Genomic DNA, 19,901 nt, shown 5'->3' with positions numbered 1-19,901 from the left:
GCCATGCCTGCGACTACGGTCCCATTAATTACGCTTGAACAAGCAAAAGAACTGGTTCAGCTGCTGGAGATTGGCGAGCAAGAAGTTGCTAATCAACTGGTCCAACAGCTGGGTACGCCTGGCTCGTCCGAGCTATTTGCTGAGGTCGGAAAAATTACCCGGCAACTGCACGATTCCTTAAAAAACTTCCAAATTGATCCTGCACTAAGCAATATCCTGCAAGAAGATATTCCTGATGCGAAAAAGCGTTTAAACCATGTTATTGATATGACAGAGCAAGCCGCTAACCGCACCATGGATGCCGTTGAGTCTTGTTTACCGATTGCCGATGAGATCACTAAACAACTTGGGCAATTAATGCCGCAATGGCAAAAATTGATGCAGCGCGATTTGCCCTTAGCTGAATTTAAAGTGCTTTGTCATGATATTGATGGTTTTTTACAAAAGACCTCGAGCGAATCATTACGTCTAAACAGCTTGTTAACTGACGTCTTGATGGCGCAAGATTTTCAAGATCTTACTGGGCAGATTCTTCGCCGCGTGATTGAATTGGTGCGAGAAGTTGAAGAAAGCCTCATCGGTCTTGTTACTGCTTTTGGTAAATCCAGTTCGCAATTTCTGGAACAACAACCCGTAAAAAGTAAAACTAAAACGTTGGTTGCTGCCGAAGGCCCGATTATTGATGCCGCTGAGCGTGCAGATGTAGTAAATGGTCAGGACGATGTCGACGACTTACTGTCTAGCTTAGGGTTTTAACTGAGGTGTCTGCAGATGAGCTTTGATATGGACGAAGATATTCTTCAGGATTTTCTGGTAGAAGCCGGTGAAATTTTGGAGTTGCTGCAAGAACAGTTAGTTGAGTTAGAAAATAACCCAGATGACGCGCCGCTACTTAATGCGATTTTCCGTGGTTTTCATACGGTTAAAGGCGGCGCCGGTTTTTTATCGCTAACCGAATTAGTTGATGTCTGCCATGGTGCAGAAAACGTATTTGATATTTTACGTACAGGCAAGCGCTCGGTAACGCCAGAATTAATGGACGTGATCTTGCAAGCGCTTGATTCGGTCAACAGCATGTTTACCGAAGTTAAAGCGCGCCAACCGTTAACGCCAGCGGCGGCTGATTTATTATCGGCACTCCATCACTACAGTGAACCTGCCGCTGTAGATCCGGTCGCAGAGGCACCCGCAGTGCCAGCGCCGCCAGCCGCAACGGCTCAAGCGGCTGCCGAAATTGAAGATGCGGGTGATATCGACAGTATTTCTGAAGCCGAATTCGAGAGTATGCTTGATGAGCTGCACGGTAGCGGTGCTCCTGGTCGTGATAGTGCGCCTACCGCAACAAGCAGTGCTGAGCTTGGCGCTGATATGTCTGATGACATTACCGATGACGAATTTGAAAACCTGCTAGACCAGTTACATGGTAAAGGCAGTTTTAACACCGACACGCCAGCCAAAGCCCCTGCAGAAGCTGAACCCGTCAAGCCAAAAGCCGCCGCGCCAAAAGATGACGAAATCACCGACGACGAATTTGAAGCCTTATTAGATCAATTGCATGGCAAAGGCAAAGCACCAGTAACACCGCCAGCGGCTAAAACCACTGAGCGTCCGGCTGCGCCTACACCGGTAACCACAGCGCAAACGCCTGCCGCAACGGCTGCGCCAGTTGTGGCGACGCCAGCGGATAAAGGCGCACCGCCGGCTGCACCTGCCGCTGAAACAACGGTACGAGTCGATACTAAACGCCTAGATCAAATTATGAATATGGTTGGCGAGTTAGTGTTGGTGCGCAATCGTTTGGTGAGCTTATCGAGTTCAACGCAAAACGAAGAAATGACTAAGGCGATTGCCAACCTTGACGTGGTCACTGCGGATATTCAAGGCGCGGTGATGAAAACGCGCATGCAGCCCATTAAGAAAGTATTCGGCCGTTTCCCTCGCGTCGTGCGTGATTTAGCGCGCTCTTTGAAAAAAGATATCGATCTGATCCTTGAAGGTGAAGAAACCGATTTAGATAAAAACTTGGTGGAAGCCTTAGCCGATCCGTTAGTGCATTTGGTGCGCAACTCGGTTGACCACGGTATTGAAATGCCTGATGTTCGTGCAGCTGCAGGTAAGGCTCGGACCGGTATTGTGAAATTAGCGGCGACCCAAGCCGGGGATCATATTCTGTTGACCATTCAAGATGATGGCGCCGGTATGGATCCAGAGAAACTCAAAGGCATTGCCATTAAACGCGGTGTTATTGATACCGATGCGGCCGCTAGAATGTCGGATACCGATGCCTTTAATTTGATTTTTGCCCCCGGCTTTTCAACTAAAGAGCAGATTTCGGATATATCGGGTCGCGGTGTCGGCATGGATGTGGTGAAAACCAAGATCACTCAACTGAACGGTACCGTGCATATTAGTTCGAAATTGGGTGAAGGCACCACGTTAGAAATCAAGGTGCCGTTAACTTTAGCTATTTTGCCAACCTTAATGGTGGTAGTAGGCAAACAAACCTTCGCTTTACCTTTAGCCGGTGTCAATGAAATCTTCCATCTGGATCTGGCGAAAACCAATATTGTCGATGGCCAGTTAACCATCGTGGTGCGCAACAGAGCCATTCCCTTGTTTTACCTCGAGCATTGGTTGGTCAAAGGCTCTGATAAAAAGTTACGCCGCGAACAAGGTCATGTCGTGATCGTGCAAATCGGCCAGCAGCAAGTGGGTTTTGTGGTTGATCAACTGATTGGCCAAGAAGAAGTGGTGATCAAAGCGCTAGATGCGTTATTACAAGGTACACCCGGCATGGCCGGCGCTACCATAACTTCCGATGGCGGTATCGCCTTGATTTTAGACGTGCCAAACCTGCTTAAGCATTACGCTAAAAAATCAAAAATAAAATTCGAGCGCTTTAAAACGCTACGTGGGTAAGTGAGTATTGCATGGCTATTAGGGTATTAATCGTTGATGACTCGAGTTTTTTCCGCCGTCGGTTAACCGAAATGTTATCGGCTGATCCTGAGTTAGAGGTGATTGATACCGCCAATAATGGGCAGGAAGCCATAGAGAAAGCATTAGCGTTAAAACCCGATGTGATCACCATGGATATCGAGATGCCGGTATTAGACGGCATTTCTGCGGTTCGCGAAATACTGAAAACCCAGCGCATTCCTATTTTAATGTTTTCCTCGCTGACACATGATGGCGCTAAAGCGACCTTAGATGCGCTGGAAGCGGGGGCTGTCGATTTCTTACCGAAAAAATTTGAAGATATTGCCCGCGATAAGCAAGAAGCTATCGATGTGTTACGCGATCGCGTTAAAGCGGTTGCAAGACGTCGACCCTTAGGTCGCAGTACTTTTGCACACTCTCCGCTAGCAAAAGCCGCTATGCCCACCACGCGCACTGCCGATGTCACGACACGGCCATTGGCTGATGCCAGTCGCACCCTCGGGGCACGCAGTGCCTTGCAGCGGCCGGCGTTAACCCCACGCAGCTCTGCCGTGGCACAAAGTAGTGGTAAAGAATATAAGCTGGTGGCCATAGGTACTTCTACCGGCGGCCCCGTGGCCTTACAACGTATTTTAACGGCGCTACCCGCTAACTTCCCGTTACCGATTATCTTAATTCAACATATGCCGGCGGCCTTTACCGGCGCTTTTGCGCAGCGATTAAACTCGTTGGCCAAAATTGAAATTAAAGAAGCCGAAGACAATGAACTGTTGCGCCCAGGTGTGGCCTATTTAGCGCCAGGTGGCAAACAAATGCTGGTGGATGGCAATGAAAACCAAGCGCGTTTAAAAATTAAAGATGATGATTCGCCGCGGATTAATTTTAAACCCAGCGTGGATGTCACCTTTGCTACTGCTGCACGGGTGTTTCAGCAAAAAGTGCTGGCGATTGTATTAACCGGTATGGGTTCTGATGGTCGCGAAGGTGCGCGCATGCTGAAACAGCAGGGCGCAACCATTTGGGCGCAAGATGAAGCCAGTTGTGTTGTCTATGGGATGCCGCAAGCGATTGCAGCAGCAGGATTAATGGATGCGGAAGTGCCTTTAGCTGATGTGGCCGCAAGAATATTGACGGAACTTAAGCATGGATAAGTTGGCTTTTATTGGCTTTATACTGGCGGTAGTGGCGGTGGCTGGCGGCTTTGTTTTAGAAGGCGGCACCCTTAGTACCTTAATGCATTTACCGGCGTTTATTATTGTATTTGGTGGCACGCTGGGTGCAGTGATGTTGCAAACCCCATTTCAACAATTTCGCTTGGGCTTATCTATGTTGCCATGGGCGTTTTTACCCCGCGCACTGCCAGTACAACAAACCATGAACCGGATTGTTGAGTGGGGAAATTCAGCGCGCGCGAATGGCTTTTTGTCATTAGAATCGGCAGCGTTAGAAGAATCTGATCCGTTTTTGCATCGTGGTTTAAACTTATTAGTAGATGGTGCAGAAGCCGAAACCTTACAAAGCACCTTAGATGCTGAATTAAGTTTAGCTCGCGAACGTTTACTGCGCGGCGCGCGTATTTTTGAAGCGATGGGAGGCTACAGCCCGACTATCGGTATTATTGGCGCGGTATTGGGGCTTATTCAAGCGATGAGTCATATCAGTGATCCTGATAGGCTCGGTTTGGGCATCGCCACTGCCTTTGTGGCCACCATTTATGGCGTTGGTTTTGCGAACTTGGTGTTTATCCCTTTAGGGAACAAATTAAAAAACTTAGTGCAGCAACAAAGTCTTTATCACGAGTTGATTATTGAAGGCCTAGTGTCTATTGCCCAAGGGCAAAATCCACGGACTATTGAGCGGAAACTTGCCGCCTATCGACCAGGTTAAGTTATGTATCGGCATCGAGGTTCTCAGCAACAAACTGAACGTGAAGATCTTGATCGTTGGCTGGTGTCCTATGCTGACTACATGACTTTAATGTTCGCCTTATTTGTTGTGCTTTATGCGTTATCTTTAGTCAAAAACGAAGAGTTTAGCGTACTCACCGATTCTATAACCAAAGTATTTGATAAAACGGCCAAAAACCAAACCGCCGCCACCGGTGAGACTTTATTACCGTTAAGCAATAAACAGAGCGATTTTCCGTTGTACGGCACGTCCCTCGAACCGGCGCAAGGGCCTGAACTGGTTGCCGACTCCGCGACGTTATCTGATGTCAGACAACGCTTCTTAGGCAGCGCCTTACAATCGATAGAGCAAGAACTGACACAGGCGCTCAGTAATTTAATTGAACAAGGGGTCGCTAAGCTTCGGCAAGATGAAGATTGGTTGGTGATCGAGCTAAACAGCGGGTTGTTATTTGCGTCAGGCAGCGCCACTGCAACAGAGTCAGCCCGTACCTTGTTAAAAGAAATTGGTAAAATTATTAATCCAATCAATAATTTTTTAAGAGTTAGAGGCTATACTGATAATATCCCTATCCGCAATGAAGTGTTTTCATCTAATTGGGAATTATCCGTTGCTCGTGCCACTTCAGTGCTACGCTTATTAGAAGACTCTGGTACGCCGTCGCATCGCATGGCGATTGAAGGCTTCGGTCAGTATTATCCCAGTGCCGATAACAGTACCGCCAGCGGCCGTGCTGAAAATCGTAAAGTGGTGATTGCCATTTCTCGTTATGGCTATCGGCCCGAACAGCCAAGCCCAGAAGCAGATGCCGCCCTAGAGCAGCAACTGCGACAAGTCACTCAAGAAGATGGTTCTATTCAAGTTATTGCTTTACCTGGGGGCGGGATACGTATTACAACGCGTCAGGAAAATCCCGACGCCGTGCCGCAAGGACAGGATCCTGAATAGTGGTTATTTGGACAGTCGCAAATCAAAAAGGTGGAGTAGGTAAAACCACCACCACAGTGACGCTGGGTGGCTTATTGGCCGAGCGCGGTCATCGTGTGCTGTTGGTGGATACCGATCCCCATGCTTCTTTAACCTATTATTTTGGTATTGATGCCGAAGAGCTGGAAGTGAGCGTGTTTGATATTTTTATGCGCGGTGAACAGATTACCCGTGAAGAAATCTTACAATCGCTGTGCCCGACTCAGGCTGAAGGTTTAGATATTCTGCCCGCATCCATGTCGTTAGCGACCCTCGATCGTGCCATGGGCAATAAAGGGGGGATGGGCTTACTACTGAAAAAAGCCTTACAGTTAATTGCCGCCGATTACGACTATGTACTGATTGATTGCCCCCCGGTGATGGGGGTTTTAATGGTCAATGCGCTGGCGGCTTGTCAGCGCGTGTTAATACCGGTACAAACCGAGTTTTTGGCACTGAAAGGTTTAGAGCGAATGATTGCCACCATGGCGTTAATGCGCGGCTCTAAACAAGCTTTAGCCTATACTATTATTGCCACTATGTACGACAAACGCACCCGAGCCTCGCTAGAAGCTTTTAAAGCGTTAAAAGAGACGTATCAGGATCAAGTGTGGTCTTCTGTGGTGCCAATAGATACGAAGTTTCGCGATGCGTCGTTAGCACAAACGCCCCCGCATATGTTTGCCAGCAATGCCCGTGGTGTATTTGCCTACAATACGTTGCTGACTTATTTACTGCAATTAGCGCCGGAGGCTTAACATGAGCCAGTTAATTGCCAGTCAAAAAGTGATTCAAAGCTATTTAGATTCGTTATTAACCGAAGATGATGAGAGCGCAGAGTTAGCCGGTCGCGCTGTTGCGGAAAAACAACGTACTGAATTAAACACCTTATTGGCGCAAGCCGTTACTGCGAAGCCCGTTGCTGTACCAGCCGCCCCTTCGGTTAGTGTAAAAACGCCGGTTGAACCCGTTTTAGCGCCGGCTAAATTGGCCGTGCAGCCCGCTGAGCTCACCAGTAATAGAGCAATCCCCATAGCACAGCGTTTAGCGACAAATACCGTTACCGCTGCCACCGATACAACGGCGAAAGCCTATCGGCAAGGCCGTTTTCAAGCGTTATTTTTTAATGTGGCCGGTTTAAAAGTCGCGGTACCTTTGACTGAGCTTGGTGGTATTCACGAGCTTAGTACTATCACCAGTTTGTTTGGTAAACCCAATTGGTTTCGTGGCGTGATGTTGTATCGTGAACAAAAAATCAATGTGGTCGACACAGCACGTTGGGTTATGCCAGAAAAATATAACGAAACCTTGGCGCAAGAGTTAAACTATAATTATCTCATTATGTTAGGGTCGAGTAATTGGGGGCTGTGTTGTGAAAGCCTGATTGATACCATTAGCTTAGAGCCTGAAGAAGTGAAATGGCGTGAACACGAAGGCAAACGCCCGTGGATGGCCGGATTGATCAAAGAACATATGTGTGTCTTACTTGAAGTTGACGAGTTAATCGCTTTGCTTAACCAAGGCCTCGATATCAACGCCCGCAGAATTAGAGCACAAGGAGCTGTAGATGAGTAATAAAGTTTCCCAGTCGGCAGATAAAAAACAGGTTGTCGACGAAGTGTTGCAATGGGTAACCTTCCGTTTGCAGGAAGAAACTTACGGCATCAATGTGATGCAGGTGCAAGAGGTGTTGCGTTATAGTGAGATCGCACCGGTTCCTGGCTCACCAGAGTATGTACTGGGCATCATTAATTTGCGCGGAAACGTTGTTACCGTTATTGATACGCGGGCTCGATTTGGTTTACCGCCAGCCGAAGTCACCGATAATACCCGTGTGGTGATTATCGAAGCAGAAAAGCAAGTGATTGGTATTTTGGTCGACAGTGTCGCCGAAGTGGTTTATTTAAAACAGTCTGAGGTGGATAGTGCCCCGAATGTCGGTACCGATGAAAGTGCGCGTTTTATTCAAGGTGTGGCTAATCGCGAAGGCGAGTTACTCATTTTGGTTGATTTGAATAAAATGCTGAACGATGAAGAATGGGACGAGATTAACAGCCTTTGATGAACATACCCGTTTGGTTAGTTTGGCCGTTGTTAGGCCTAGTCATAGTCAGTGTGCTGCTAATGGCCTTATGGCTGCGTAAGCGTTTGGCGCAAGTTGAGCGTAAAGTGGCTTTACTGAGTGCTCAGCTAGAGAGCAGCCAGCAACATGCGGCTACAGCGCAGGCCGAGCTAGAAGAGCTGCGCTCAGGTGTAATCGGTGTTGGTCAGCGCGTACTCAATTTACAAGAGTCGCAACAGCGCTTAAAAAACCAATTAGCTGAGCTACACGAACAGCATCAAGTGATTGCGCTAAGCGATCCAGAGAGTAAAATTTATAGCCGAGCGATGAAGATGGTGGAGCTGGGCGCGGATCTCGAAGAAATCATTCGTGAATGCGAGTTACCTAGGGCTGAAGCTGAATTACTGGTCAATTTGCATCAACAAAAACAAGGTTAAGCCAAGCAGAGGTCGCTATGAGTGATCAGCCAGAGCAAAGCGCTACCGCGCTTAAATATGACGGTGCTGGCGCGCCCATTATTATTGCCAAAGGGCATGGCCAGTTAGCGGCAGATATTATTGCCCTAGCGCGTGAGCACGGTGTATTAATACATGAAGATGCCGAGTTATCTCGGCTGTTAAGCCAATTACAATTAGGCGATCAGATCCCTAAGGCCTTGTATCTGATTATCGCCGAGTTAATTGCTTTCTCCTATGTACTGCAAGGCAAGTTTCCTGAAAACTGGCATAACATTCACCAGCGTATTGACCTAAAAGCCTAAGCTGCATGTTCTTTGTAGCTGAGGCTATTCAGCCGTTTCTGGTTTTTGCCATACCAGCGCTTTAAAGTGCTGACGACACATCGAAACATAGCTTTCATTACCGCCAATTTGTACTTGCGAGCCCGCTGTCGCAGCCTGGCCATGTTCATCTAAGCGCACCACGAAATTCGCTTTGCGGCCACAATGACAAATGGTTTTTAATTCAATCAATTTATCCGCCCAGGCTAAAAGTGCCTGACTTCCAGCAAAGGTTTCCCCCAAGAAATCAGTACGCAAGCCAAAGGCCAATACTGGCACATTTAGCTCATCTACTACGTCGGTGAGTTGCCGTACTTGTGTTTTTGATAAAAACTGCGCTTCATCAATCAATACACAATCTAAACGGCCTGCGGCTTTTTGTTGTTGCAGTGTAGTGAAAAAGTCGAATTGGTGATCAAAAATGTGCGCATCCATGGCCAAACCAATGCGCGAACTGACTTTACCTAAACCAAAGCGATTATCTAAAGCGGCGGTAAAAATGGCCACTGTCATGCCGCGTTCTTGATAGTTATAGGCACTTTGTAGTAAAGAAGTGGATTTACCGGCATTCATTGCCGAATAATAAAAATACAATTGAGCCATTACGGTACCCTAAAAATGCTGACGGCGCAGTATAGCAACTTACCGCAGAAAATCAGCTAGCTGCGCTTTGTGACTAGCTGAATTTTCTTGCCTGCTGCGGCTTAAATTGACCGGCAGCAGGGCGTTGGTATGGTGTTAACGATCCGCAGTTTTAACCCTTTCTTGGGGTTTTTCTGTGCGCTTAACGGCGCTGTCATCTGATTTTTTATTGTTTTGTGTTGGTTTAGCGGGTTGCACTATCGGAAAGAATAAATTCAACGGGTTTTGTTTGATTTGATCGATCACACTTTTTAGTAACAACGAAAACTTACCAATTTGCGTGCCGCGGGCGCGCAGTGCCACGGTTAGGGCGAGAGTAAAGCTCACCCACAAATTAACAAAACCAATTAATAACACCATCACTAGATAAAACAAAAAGCCGAAGAGCCCCAAATCGCCATCGACTGTGCTGTAGCCTAAATTGGCTGAAGCAAAGGCGACATGCCGAATATCCAGCGGTAGATCAAGCAAGTAGCCTAAGTAGCTGGTCATGCCCAATAACACACCAAAAAAGAAATTACCGGCCAAGGCGCCATAGTTTTCATGCCAATATTCGGCAAAAGCTTTACGCGCGCGCTGCGGTAACAGCCTTTTTAGTAAGGGGTGTTGGTATAGCCGTAAATTTAATTCAAGGTAATTGGCGCGGTTTTCAAAAAAACCGGCAATAATACCCGAGCAGAATAACCAAACCCCCGCAATAGCCGCAAAAAACAGTGAGCCATGCCAAGGCGAGATGGCATCTAACTGATAAGACACCGCCGCAGCATCTAAAATGGGGCGATCTTGCCAATACCAAAAGCTCAAGGCAATAATTGAAGCGGTTATCACGGCAATACTGACGTTACCCCATACTGCAGCCCACTGCGATCGATTTACGTCAATCAGTAGGGTTGCCAGTTTTTTATGGGCTGCCCGGCCGTTTTCACCTTTTTCAACTTCAGCGGCAAAACTGGCCGCAGTCATAGCTGGCTGCTTGGTGGCGACAGTCAGGCCTAACATATGAATGAGCACAAAACCTAAGCCATAATTTAAACTGGCCAGCGCAGCGGTAGAGAAAGGGGATAACCCCAGTGCTTGGATATGAATTTTAATCAGTGCCATCACGGCAATAATCACGCCTGCACCTGCGGCTGAGGCCACTAAACCAAAAAATTGGCTTTTATCGCGGGTGATGTAATGTTCACCATGACTGCTTTTGTTCACGCTGATGCTTTTCGATAACAGCTGAGTACTGCTGCGCCAGAGCGCACGCACGCTTTTTTTCTCGCGGCTGGTATACAGTAACTGCTCGGTTAACTCTAAAGTATGTCGGTGCAGCTCGGCGCGATCCTGACCGGTGATCAATATCACTAATTGTTCTATCCGGCTTAGCGTTTGCTCTAAGCGTTCTAACAGATGAGACACTGCCACCGTGCTGCCTGCTGCTGCCGCACGGCGTCTTAAGCGGTCTATTTGCTCATAGCATTGCTCAACCATCACGATGTAATGTGCACAGTCGTAGAGCGGTAATTCCACATCCGGTTGTTTTTGCCGATAATGACCCACTAACATATTCAGTTCACGATGCAGCGCAATAAATGCGGAATCAATGTTGTTGAGCCGCTTATCCAATCGCATCAGATCCGGTTCCATCTCTTCTGCAGCGATCCAGACACTGAGCATTTCCAGTGCGCACAAGGCATCTTCATGCATGTGCTCTTCAAATGCCGTTAGCTTTTCTTTGCTAACTACGCTTAGAAAAAAGCTGCTGAACTCAGTAAACAAGCCAGTGCCATCAACATGCTCTTCATCATCAATAACAATGTTTTTAAAGACTTCGGCCAGCACATCTTTTAATTCGCTCAGATCGCGCGGTGCTGGGTTCACTTTTTCATAGAGACGGCTTGATAATTCGCGAAAAAAACCGCGACGCGAGAATACGCCAAGGCTGACTAATGCCGGATAGATGTGCACACTGCACAGCCAACTGAACAAGTTATTGGCAATCATTTCGCTTTCAGCGAGATTTTGTTGCAGTGTTTCTAATAATTTTTTAGCGCGTTTTTTACGCTCAAAGCTAAAGCGTGACTCGTTTACCCAACCCACTAATTGTTTTAGCAGGGGTAATCCTTCTTTTTCAGCGGCCAAAGCGCGAACGAGCATCAGCGCATTTAATTTATCCATTAACACCTCATACTCTAAACAAGCTTTTACTGCATCGTTTTCATAAGCTGTTTGCTCAGCATAGCCACAGCATTTGCCAGTGCGCCCTTATGATACCGCAGTGTCTACTGGCTTGCGTAGTTTAAATTTACATTAGTCTTATGACCTTTAATGGTTGTTTTACCTTAAAACAGGCATACTGCCCAGCAACAATATCGTTGATTTAAGGAAATAAAAGATGGAAAAGTGGCTATTATTGACCGTTTTTGCGCAAGTAGTGCTGACCAGCGTGGTCATGGTTCTGATGGGACGGCGACGTTTTAAAGCGGCCCGTAACAAACAAATTAACATGGCCGCTTTTCAAACCATGGATTTACGTGGCGCGGATCAACAAGTCATAGCGACCGGCCGTAATTTCGATAATCAATTTCAGATGCCCATGCTGTATCTGTTTAGTGTGTTATTTATACTGCAGTTTGGTTTGGCCGATTTAACCTTTTTGTTGCTGGGCACGGCCTTTGTGCTGTTACGTATCGCACATACCGTGGTGCATATTGGTAGCAATACCTTGCGTCCACGTTTTCGGTTATTTGTCTTAGGCTGTGTGGTGTTGTGGGTGATTTGGGGCCGTTTGCTGCTATTGGCATTATAATTTGTGCATTTGTTAATAAAATACACCGGCTTGTACTTAGGCTTGAAAATAAAGGGTTAGCGCCTTAACCGACAAAACAAAAATAGCAGGTAACGCAGAACTAACCCTAGAGTACACTGGGGTTTAGCTGCTATGATTAACCAAGACTAACCCTTGATTTGCCTTATAGCGGTAGATCAGTAGTAGATGAGGTTATTTTGCTAAAAGCGTTATGCGGTTTGTTATGTTTAGGTGCTAGCTTTGCAGCTTTTGCCGAGCCCTCGCCAGAACAATTAAAAGAATTCGACCAGTTCTTCCAAGAACAAGTACAGCAACAGCAAGTGCCTGGTGCTGCCTATGCTATTGTCTATAAAAATAAGATTATTCGTGCCAAAGGTTTTGGTGTACGTGAAGTGGGTAGCAAGCTACCGGTTGATGCCTTTACCGTATTTCGGATTGCTTCTGTTTCTAAAACCTTCGCCGGCGGTTTAGCCAGTATTCTCGCATCGCAAGGTCACTTTAAATGGGATGATCCGGTCAATCGCTATTTGCCTGATTTTTCGTTTAAAACGCGCTCGTTTAATAATAAATTAAAAGTAGAACATTTGCTGTCGCAAAGCACTGGGGTGATTGCCAATGCTTATGACAACCTGATTGAGGCTAATTTTCAGCCTGAACGTATTTTACCGCAATTTCAAAAGTTAGATCCGCTGTGTACACCCGGCCAGTGTTATGGCTATCAAAATGTCTTGTTCAGTTTAATTGAACCCATTATGCAGCAATCGACCTCGCAAGATTATGCCAGTTTGTTACGGCAGAATATTTTTGAACCGCTGCATATGCCAACGGCATCGGTGGGCTATCAGGGGTTTTTAGATACTGAAAATCGCGCCATTCCGCATGTGAAAGCTAAAGGTAAATGGTATCCACGTACCGTTAGCGAAAGTTACTATCGTTTTGCACCGGCCGCAGGGGTCAATGCCAGTGCTATCGATTTAGGCTATTGGTTAATTGCGCAATTAGGTTATAACCCCGAGGTGCTAAATAGCGAACAACTGCAGTATATGACCAACAAGCGGGTACGCACGGTTCGCGATCTGCGCCGTCGTCAGTGGCGTGAGCATATTACCGATGCCCATTATGCCCTGGGCTGGCGCGTTTATCAGTTTGGTCAAGAGCAACTGGTGTATCACGGTGGTTGGGTTCAAGGCTTTCGTGCCGAGTTAGCGTATTCTAAAGATCGTGAGTTGGGTTTGGTGATTTTATTAAATGCGGAATCGAATGTGGTTGCGGAATTAAGCACGCATTTTTGGTCTACCATGTTTACGGCAATGCAAAAAGAAGACAAAGCCAGTTTACTGGCAGGTTGCAAACTTCCTGAGAAAAACAGTACAAAAAAAGCGGCTAACTGTTAAGCCGCCGCGACTTTCTGATATAAATCTAAATAGAAATCACATTGAATTGCTGGCGCTTGCGCCAGTAATTCTGCTTTAACTGCAGCACTGAACTTCCAGCCTAATGGCACCATTGTGATCAACTGCATTAAATCGGTTGCCGTTAACTGCGTTAGCTGAAAACTCAACCGTTCTCTTGTAACATGCTGAAAATGTGTTATTTCAGTAACGGCATCACTGTGCAACCTCACTTCGCTATAAATCGCTTGTTTAAGTTGCAGTAAATGCTCAGGGGCGGGGGTAACGGTAAGTAAGTGACCACCCACTTTGAGCACACGGCTCAGCTCACTAGCTAAAGAGGGTGCATAAATACGCACTATAGCATCAAAATAGCCGGCGGCAAAAGGCAAGCTATAGGCACTAGCGACCGCAAAATGAACCTGTGGATACTGTTTTGCTGCCGAGCGAATGGCGCTTTTTGAAATATCGATACCATGCTGTTCTTCGAGAGTTAATTGTTGCTGTAACAGATGGCTGTAATAGCCTTCGCCGCACCCTAGATCCAACAATTTAGCGGCTTGAAGAGGTTGTAACAGGGCGCCAACTTGCTCGGCCATTGGCCGATACCAATCGGCTTGCAAGAATGCGCGGCGGGCTTGCATCATCTCTTTATTATCACCCGGATCTTGCGAGTTTTTTTGCTGTACTGGCAACAGGTTAACGTAGCCTTCTTTAGCCTGATCAAAACTATGTCGATTGACACACTGATACTGTTTATTATTCAGAACTAAAGCTTGTTGACACAGTGGGCACAGGTACATAGTTAAACCAAGATAGCAAAAACGCTATTGTAGCAGCAGGCAAGCTTTCGCCGCAAAGCCTTGGTATACTGCGGCAAATTATGTGGGGGATCTATGCAAGAATTGGAAATGTGGTCTTTAGATGAATTATGTGACCATGCCTTTGATATATTTGAAGAATTAGCAGCCGATAACCTATCTGCTGAAGACTATCAGTTTTATCAACAGCATTATGAAGCACGCGGCTATGTCGATTTGGTGGTGCCAGGAGCGGATTGGCTAGATACGGTCAACCAAGAGCTTGAACCGGAACTGCACTTCGAAGCCCAAATTGGTGTGACGGGCGAGAACGGCAGTGCCGACTTGGTATTAGCCCGTATTTTGTTAAGTCGCGAAAAACATGAGACCCTATGCCATGCGTTGTGGCGTGGGCAATAAAACGGATGATTCGGCAAGGGTGTTTTAGCTAAAAGGTTTAGTAAAGGAGTCTTTATGTTATTGCAGGTACAACAGAGTCAGGTTTTGCTGATTGATATCCAAAGCAAATTGGCTCCAGCAATTGCTGATCAGGCGCAGCTGAGTCAGGCTGCCGCTTGGGTGTTACAAATTGCCAGCTTATGTGACGTGCCGGTAATGGCGACAGAACAGTATCCTGCTGGCTTAGGTCATACTATCCCCTCATTGCTCGAGTTACTTCCTAGTGGCGCCGTGCATGAAAAAATTCATTTTAGTGCTATGCGTGAACCCGAGATTGTTGCGGCTGTTGCCGCACAGCAACGGCCACAAGTCGTGGTGCTTGGCACTGAAGCCCATGTTTGTGTGTTGCAAACGGTGCTGGACTTACTTGCTGCCGGCTATCAAGTGTATTTGGTTAGCGAAGCAGTCGGCTCGCGTACGCCTGAAAACAAACAGTTGGCGCTTAGCCGCATGCAACAAGCCGGTGCGGTGGTGATCAGTAAGGAAATGTTAGCCTTTGAATGGCTAGAGCGCGCCGGAACAGAGTTGTTCCGGCAAATTAGCAAAGGGTGGATCAAATAACCGTTTGGTTGCTTTAAGGCGAAAACCTTATTGACCGAGCAGCTGTTCTAGCAAAAGCGCCAATCGCACTGCAGCTTGTTGTAAACGCTGCTCTAACGTCGCTTGATACTGCGCTAAATAGCTGTCGTCAATTAACATGCCTGGCCGATAATGCTGATAAATATCAAAGGTTAACCGTGCTGATTCATTTGCCCAATCTAACACGCTGCCTTGTTGCCACAGCGCGGTGTTTTCTGGGTTAATTTGCAAAAATAACCATTCTTGTCTCTGGTAATCTTCGTCATAACCTAGCTTGTGCAGCATGCTGCTATCCCAAATGCCGTGTAAATTAGCCGGCGTTTCTGGGTTATAAAAATATACAGCAGTGCGATTGCCGCCAAGATCATCGGCATAACTGACATGCAGTGGCTGATGTAAATCACCCAGATAATGCGCTAAAAATAACAAAGCTTGCCAGTCAGTCGCATCTGCGGTTAAACGCTGCTGCATATCGGCGATGGCCGATAAAATACAGCCTTGTTCAGGGCAGTGTTCATGCTTAATTTCTTGTTCTGGGCGCGGCATATTCACGTAGTGATGGGGCGCACTCCAACGATATTCCTCTTCACTGCGCACTTCATCTTGCCAGGCGCAAGCACTGGCGAATTCGGTATGGGGTGAGGCGGCAACTAAGCTCGCCACGTGCTGTTGGGTTTGTACCGACAGTAATTGTAAGCTCATATTACAGATCAGCGCATGCCCCGTGCGCCCAAAACCAAAGCTATTGAAGCTGATTAACAGTGCACATAACACTAAAAAACTGCGCATACTTATTCTCCAACCAGTTGAGTAATTCTAAAGCGGCTGGCCGCTTCACCGATCTGTTGTTGCACTTCGTTTAACGCCGCTTGCATGTCCTCGGCTAAGGTGTAAGGCGGATTAATCACCAACATACCACTGCCCGTCATGCCATGCCCCTGGCTATCGGCATGTAAATTAAACTCAATACGTAACTGATTTTTAATGCCAGTAGCAACAAGGCTATTTATAAAGGCCTCTACCGCGCTACGTTCAATCACCGGGTACCAAATAGCATAGGTCGCTTGCGGAAAGCGTTTATAGGCTTCTTGTAAGCCTGTAACCAAGTCTTGATATTCAGTTTTTAACTCATAAGGGGGGTCAATTAACACTAAACCGCGCTTGACCAAGGGCGGCAGCATGGCTTTAAAGCCGGCATAAGCATCGGTATTTTCAATACGCGTATAACGGCGGCGCACAAACTGGCTTTTCAGCACCGGAAAGTCGGTAGGATGCAGCTCAGTGGCTTGAATATGATCGTCACTGCGCAGCATTAACGCGGCAATTTTGGGTGAGCCCGGATAAAAAGCCAGTTCGCCATCGGGGTTAAGTTGGTTAATTAGCGCAATATAGCGTTTTAACAAGGAGCTTTGCGCTGGGTATTGCCAAAGTTTAGCAATACCGCCTTGGTATTCAGCGGTTTTTAGCGCGTGTTCGCTTTGCAAACTATACAGGCCCGCACCGGCATGCGTATCGTGATAACACAGCGGTTTATCTTTTTTTAGCAGGTACTCTAAGATGGCTACCTCGGTAAGATGTTTTACCACATCGGCGTGATTACCCGCATGGTAGCTATGACGATAACTGAGCATAAAAAAGAGCCTTGCGTTGCTATTTAAGGCGCCAAGGATACTGCGTTAGCCTAAAAAAACAAGTAATACCGCATGCTAGCTATCATGTTAACGGGTGCTTAGTATGGTGTTCGGCAATTATCCATAACTGAGTTGTTGAAGTGCAGCTCGCCCCATTTTTTGAGGCGAGATTGCTACCTAGTTTATCGCCACTTGGTAAGGCTGTTCAGCATTAATGTATAGCAACGTCTGTTCAGTTGGGTGACCATTAATGGCAAAGGTCTGCGCGCTGTCAGTGCCAAAGTAGCTGCCCGGTAATAAAGCTTTTGTGGCAGTGGGTGCAGTTAACTGAACTGATCCTGCGATTACCACAGCTTTAAAGCTGGCAGCCTGCGTTTTGATATTACCACTGAAATTGGCGGGTAATTTTAGTAATCTCCCATGAGCTTCTGAAGCTGTATTTTCTTCCCACAGGTAAGCCATTTTAGCTGGGGTTCCAGAAAGTCGAGAAGACTCAGTGGCATCTAACCAAACCAGATTAGAGGGATCAACATTAATGGGGCGTTCGCCATTATCAAATGCCAGCGTAGTCGGTTGCACCAGATAAGGCCCGCTGTTGATTTCAATATAAGCCATATTTATCTGTTGGTTTGCTGCGGTAATATGAGCCTCACCAGCAGGCTGTGTCCAATAGGCGCCTGCGGGGAGCCACATCGTTGCCGCACTAGGATCATCGTTATGCAACTGGCCTTTAATCACGACACCGCGATACGAAATATTATGAATATGTGGCGGCGAGCTAAAACCCGCTGGGAATTTTAATAAAATGCCTGACGGCGTATTCTGCGTGCGATCGCCCCACAAATCTGCGGCACTAGGGCCTTTGGCTGCTCGGGCGGGATTTAAATAACCCCAGCTAATGTCTTCAACCGCCACAACATCAATATTTGCCACTGTGGTTTTGGCATTAAGACCCCAGCATAAGTGACTGAGAATCAAGCTAGAGCAAAGCAGTAATGGAAGTTTCAGCATGATGTTTCCTCGTTAAAAAACTGGCTTGACCGCGGTAACGGGCGCCTTAACGTGATAGTGTGTGGTAAGTATTTCATGCAAAGCATGCATTAAACGGTGCACTATTTTCGGCTGATTTGCATCGACATGCGGTGCGGTAAATTGCTGATTATCATTGTCATAGTATAGGCCAGAAGCATTGGCAAACTCTGCAGATAAAGCTGCCCGAGTTAAAATGTCGGCACCAATACTTAGATCATGACCAGCAACACCAAAACCTTCTTTTACCATTTTACTGGCCAATAATGAGCCGGGATTGATGGCCAACATCACTTGGCTGGGTTTTAGGCTTTTAGCTAATTCGGTAGACCAGATGGTTAAGGCCAGTTTACTTTGTGCGTAAGCTTGAAATGCGTCCGCAAGGTTAGCCTGGCCAAGCATAGCGTTGATATTAATCGAAGCCTGTGCTGCAGAGGATAAATTAATCACCCGGCCAGTATCGGCCAGCAAAGGTAGTAATTGGTGAGTAATGAAATAGGGGGCAAAGGTATTGACGACAAACCGCATATCAAAACCGTCTGAGGTTAGCGGCGTTGCGGTTTTGAACACCCCTGCATTATTAATAATGATATCTAAGGTCGAGTGGTGATGTTTAATCCCTGCAACCAATTGTTGCGTTGCCGCGACATTCGAGAGATCAGCACAATAACTGGAAATAGTACTTTGTGGTGCTATGGATTGCAGCAATGCTTGGGTGTGAGCTAATTTTTCAGCGCTGCGACCATGTATTAGCAGGTTATGCCCAAGCAATACCAATTGCTTTGCGGTGGCTAAACCAATGCCGTCGGTCGCACCGGTGATTAAGATGTTTTTCATCCCCAATATCCTTGTTTAAGTTGGCAGAACACGTACGCTTAGCCCGTTTTGTTGGCTAGCGTACGTAACAAAGCATAACTGCTAGATGCTGATGACAATTTTTCCCATCGCCTGACCGCTAGCGAGGCGAGCGTGTGCAGCACCCGCTTGGCTTAAGGTGAATGTCTCGGTATCGAGTACGGGCGTCAATTCACCAGCTTCAGCTAGTGTGGCCAGTTGTTTTAAGATAGTCGCATGCTGCGCGCGTTTAAAATGATGCAGCATCGGGATCAGCATAAACACCACATGTAACGACAAGCCTTTAAAATGCGCCAAGGACAGATCCAATTCCACCATGGCTACGGTTGAGGCAACGTGACCATTTAAAGCGGCAGCTTCAAACGACTTTAACATATTGGTTCCACCGACCGAGTCAAACACAATATCAAAGCCTGCACCTTGAGTATGTTGAGCCACATAATCTGCGACGGTTTCGGTTTTATAATTAATGGCAGTCGCCCCTAACTTAGCAATCAATGCCGTTTGCTTATCGCCACCGCCGGTAGCAAACACTTTAGCGCCAAAATGCTTAGCTAATTGCACAGCGATATGACCTACACCGCCAGAGCCACCATGCACTAATACTTTTTGATCTTTGCCAACCCCTGCGCGCATTAAACCTTCATAAGCAGTTATGCCCACTAACGGCAGCGCGGCAGCTTGCTCCATAGTTAAGTTTTTCGGTTTTAACGCAATAAGGTTGGCATCTGCCAGCATATACTCGGCTAAAGCGCCGGGTAAATCGGCTAAACCACCGGCACAGCCATACACTTCATCGCCAACCTGATAATCGGTGACACCTTCACCCACCGCACTAATAACACCGGCAAAATCCATGCCTAAAATTGCAGGCGCGGCGGGTGATAAAGGTAACTCGGGCCCCATCTGGCGGATCATGGTATCCACGGTATTGACGCTGGTCGCTTTAATATTCACTAACACATGGCCGGCGCGCAGTTGCGGTATGGCCACCTCTGACAGTTCAAATACCTCAGGGCCACCGAATTGATATAATTGCATCGCTTTCATAGGTTATTCTCCAGATT

The 19,901-nt window shown here is 46.9% G+C and carries 22 protein-coding genes; 14 read left to right on the top strand and 8 right to left on the bottom strand.

Annotation, left to right across the window (positions count from 1 at the left end):
• Nucleotides 1-3: 3 nt before the first annotated feature.
• From LMJ53_RS01705 to LMJ53_RS01660, 10 genes are read left to right on the top strand one after another with little or no spacing between them, the layout of a single operon-like run.
• Nucleotides 4-756 (top strand): protein phosphatase CheZ, encoded by a 753-nt coding sequence (locus LMJ53_RS01705; RefSeq protein ID WP_229584494.1) that lies wholly within the window; start codon nt 4-6, stop codon nt 754-756.
• Between the two features lie 15 nt (nt 757-771).
• Entirely contained in the window at nt 772-2,919 is a 2,148-nt protein-coding gene (locus LMJ53_RS01700; RefSeq protein WP_229584493.1) for a chemotaxis protein CheA, read from the top strand.
• Between the two features lie 11 nt (nt 2,920-2,930).
• Nucleotides 2,931-4,091 (top strand): protein-glutamate methylesterase/protein-glutamine glutaminase, encoded by a 1,161-nt coding sequence (locus tag LMJ53_RS01695; protein WP_229584492.1) that lies wholly within the window; start codon nt 2,931-2,933, stop codon nt 4,089-4,091.
• Nucleotides 4,084-4,827 carry a flagellar motor protein gene (locus tag LMJ53_RS01690; protein ID WP_229584491.1) on the top strand — a complete coding sequence of 248 codons (744 nt, stop codon included), beginning with the start codon at nt 4,084-4,086 and terminating at the stop codon, nt 4,825-4,827. Before LMJ53_RS01695 ends, LMJ53_RS01690 begins: the two co-directional genes overlap by 8 nt.
• Before the next feature lie 3 nt (nt 4,828-4,830).
• Nucleotides 4,831-5,796 carry an OmpA family protein gene (locus LMJ53_RS01685; RefSeq protein WP_229584490.1) on the top strand — a complete coding sequence of 322 codons (966 nt, stop codon included), beginning with the start codon at nt 4,831-4,833 and terminating at the stop codon, nt 5,794-5,796.
• Nucleotides 5,796-6,572: a ParA family protein gene (locus LMJ53_RS01680; protein WP_229584489.1), complete on the top strand. Its 777-nt coding sequence runs from the start codon at nt 5,796-5,798 to the stop codon at nt 6,570-6,572. The genes LMJ53_RS01685 and LMJ53_RS01680 overlap by 1 nt, the downstream gene beginning before the upstream one ends.
• Nucleotide 6,573: 1 nt before the next feature.
• A complete protein-coding gene (locus LMJ53_RS01675) occupies nt 6,574-7,389 on the top strand; it encodes a chemotaxis protein CheW (protein WP_229584488.1) in 816 nt (271 codons plus the stop codon).
• Nucleotides 7,382-7,876: a chemotaxis protein CheW gene (locus tag LMJ53_RS01670; RefSeq protein ID WP_229584487.1), complete on the top strand. Its 495-nt coding sequence runs from the start codon at nt 7,382-7,384 to the stop codon at nt 7,874-7,876. Before LMJ53_RS01675 ends, LMJ53_RS01670 begins: the two co-directional genes overlap by 8 nt.
• The gene (locus LMJ53_RS01665; protein WP_229584486.1) at nt 7,876-8,313 is read left to right on the top strand and encodes a DUF2802 domain-containing protein; all 438 of its coding nucleotides are present in this window, start codon (nt 7,876-7,878) and stop codon (nt 8,311-8,313) included. The genes LMJ53_RS01670 and LMJ53_RS01665 overlap by 1 nt, the downstream gene beginning before the upstream one ends.
• 17 nt (nt 8,314-8,330) lie before the next feature.
• A complete protein-coding gene (locus LMJ53_RS01660) occupies nt 8,331-8,636 on the top strand; it encodes an EscU/YscU/HrcU family type III secretion system export apparatus switch protein (RefSeq protein WP_226751851.1) in 306 nt (101 codons plus the stop codon).
• Between the two features lie 24 nt (nt 8,637-8,660).
• Here the strand turns inward: LMJ53_RS01660 and LMJ53_RS01655 are convergent, their stop codons facing one another.
• Both LMJ53_RS01655 and LMJ53_RS01650 read right to left on the bottom strand, forming a co-directional pair.
• The gene (locus LMJ53_RS01655; protein WP_226751852.1) at nt 8,661-9,257 is read right to left on the bottom strand and encodes a thymidine kinase; all 597 of its coding nucleotides are present in this window, start codon (nt 9,255-9,257) and stop codon (nt 8,661-8,663) included.
• Between the two features lie 135 nt (nt 9,258-9,392).
• Nucleotides 9,393-11,459 (bottom strand): site-specific recombinase, encoded by a 2,067-nt coding sequence (locus LMJ53_RS01650; protein WP_229584485.1) that lies wholly within the window; start codon nt 11,457-11,459, stop codon nt 9,393-9,395.
• 217 nt (nt 11,460-11,676) lie between these two features.
• Between LMJ53_RS01650 and LMJ53_RS01645 the strand changes: the two genes are divergently transcribed.
• Both LMJ53_RS01645 and LMJ53_RS01640 read left to right on the top strand, forming a co-directional pair.
• A complete protein-coding gene (locus tag LMJ53_RS01645) occupies nt 11,677-12,090 on the top strand; it encodes an MAPEG family protein (RefSeq protein WP_226751854.1) in 414 nt (137 codons plus the stop codon).
• Between the two features lie 197 nt (nt 12,091-12,287).
• Nucleotides 12,288-13,484, top strand: a complete 1,197-nt coding sequence (locus LMJ53_RS01640) for a serine hydrolase domain-containing protein (RefSeq protein ID WP_229584484.1) — start codon at nt 12,288-12,290, stop codon at nt 13,482-13,484.
• On the opposite strand, the gene rlmA is transcribed toward LMJ53_RS01640, so the two are convergent.
• Entirely contained in the window at nt 13,481-14,284 is an 804-nt protein-coding gene (rlmA, locus tag LMJ53_RS01635; protein WP_229584483.1) for a 23S rRNA (guanine(745)-N(1))-methyltransferase, read from the bottom strand. The genes LMJ53_RS01640 and rlmA overlap by 4 nt on opposite strands.
• Nucleotides 14,285-14,377: 93 nt before the next feature.
• Here rlmA and LMJ53_RS01630 point away from each other — a divergent pair, with 93 nt between their 5' ends.
• Both LMJ53_RS01630 and LMJ53_RS01625 read left to right on the top strand, forming a co-directional pair.
• Nucleotides 14,378-14,701: a DUF440 family protein gene (locus LMJ53_RS01630; protein ID WP_226751857.1), complete on the top strand. Its 324-nt coding sequence runs from the start codon at nt 14,378-14,380 to the stop codon at nt 14,699-14,701.
• Nucleotides 14,702-14,755: 54 nt separating this feature from the next.
• Nucleotides 14,756-15,301, top strand: coding sequence for a hydrolase (locus LMJ53_RS01625; RefSeq protein WP_229584482.1), 546 nt, complete (start codon nt 14,756-14,758; stop codon nt 15,299-15,301).
• Between the two features lie 27 nt (nt 15,302-15,328).
• Here LMJ53_RS01625 and LMJ53_RS01620 read toward each other — a convergent pair whose 3' ends face one another.
• The 5 genes from LMJ53_RS01620 to LMJ53_RS01600 all read right to left on the bottom strand — a co-directional run bounded on the left by LMJ53_RS01620 (nt 15,329) and on the right by LMJ53_RS01600 (nt 19,884).
• On the bottom strand, nt 15,329-16,108 hold the full coding sequence (locus LMJ53_RS01620; protein ID WP_229584481.1) for a S1/P1 nuclease: 780 nt from the start codon (nt 16,106-16,108) through the stop codon (nt 15,329-15,331).
• Nucleotides 16,109-16,110: 2 nt separating this feature from the next.
• On the bottom strand, nt 16,111-16,950 hold the full coding sequence (locus tag LMJ53_RS01615) for a 23S rRNA (adenine(2030)-N(6))-methyltransferase RlmJ (RefSeq protein WP_229584480.1): 840 nt from the start codon (nt 16,948-16,950) through the stop codon (nt 16,111-16,113).
• 177 nt (nt 16,951-17,127) lie between these two features.
• Complete coding sequence (locus LMJ53_RS01610) at nt 17,128-17,961, bottom strand: DUF4437 domain-containing protein (RefSeq protein ID WP_229584479.1); 834 nt, start codon at nt 17,959-17,961, stop codon at nt 17,128-17,130.
• 12 nt (nt 17,962-17,973) lie between these two features.
• Nucleotides 17,974-18,816: an SDR family NAD(P)-dependent oxidoreductase gene (locus LMJ53_RS01605; RefSeq protein ID WP_229584478.1), complete on the bottom strand. Its 843-nt coding sequence runs from the start codon at nt 18,814-18,816 to the stop codon at nt 17,974-17,976.
• An 81-nt stretch (nt 18,817-18,897) separates the two neighbouring features.
• Nucleotides 18,898-19,884, bottom strand: a complete 987-nt coding sequence (locus tag LMJ53_RS01600) for a zinc-dependent alcohol dehydrogenase family protein (protein ID WP_229584477.1) — start codon at nt 19,882-19,884, stop codon at nt 18,898-18,900.
• Nucleotides 19,885-19,901: the final 17 nt, after the last annotated feature.

This window comes from Rheinheimera sp. UJ51 (assembly GCF_020819615.1).
Lineage (GTDB): Bacteria > Pseudomonadota > Gammaproteobacteria > Enterobacterales > Alteromonadaceae > Alishewanella > Alishewanella maricola.
This window is presented reverse-complemented; position numbering and strand designations above follow the sequence as displayed.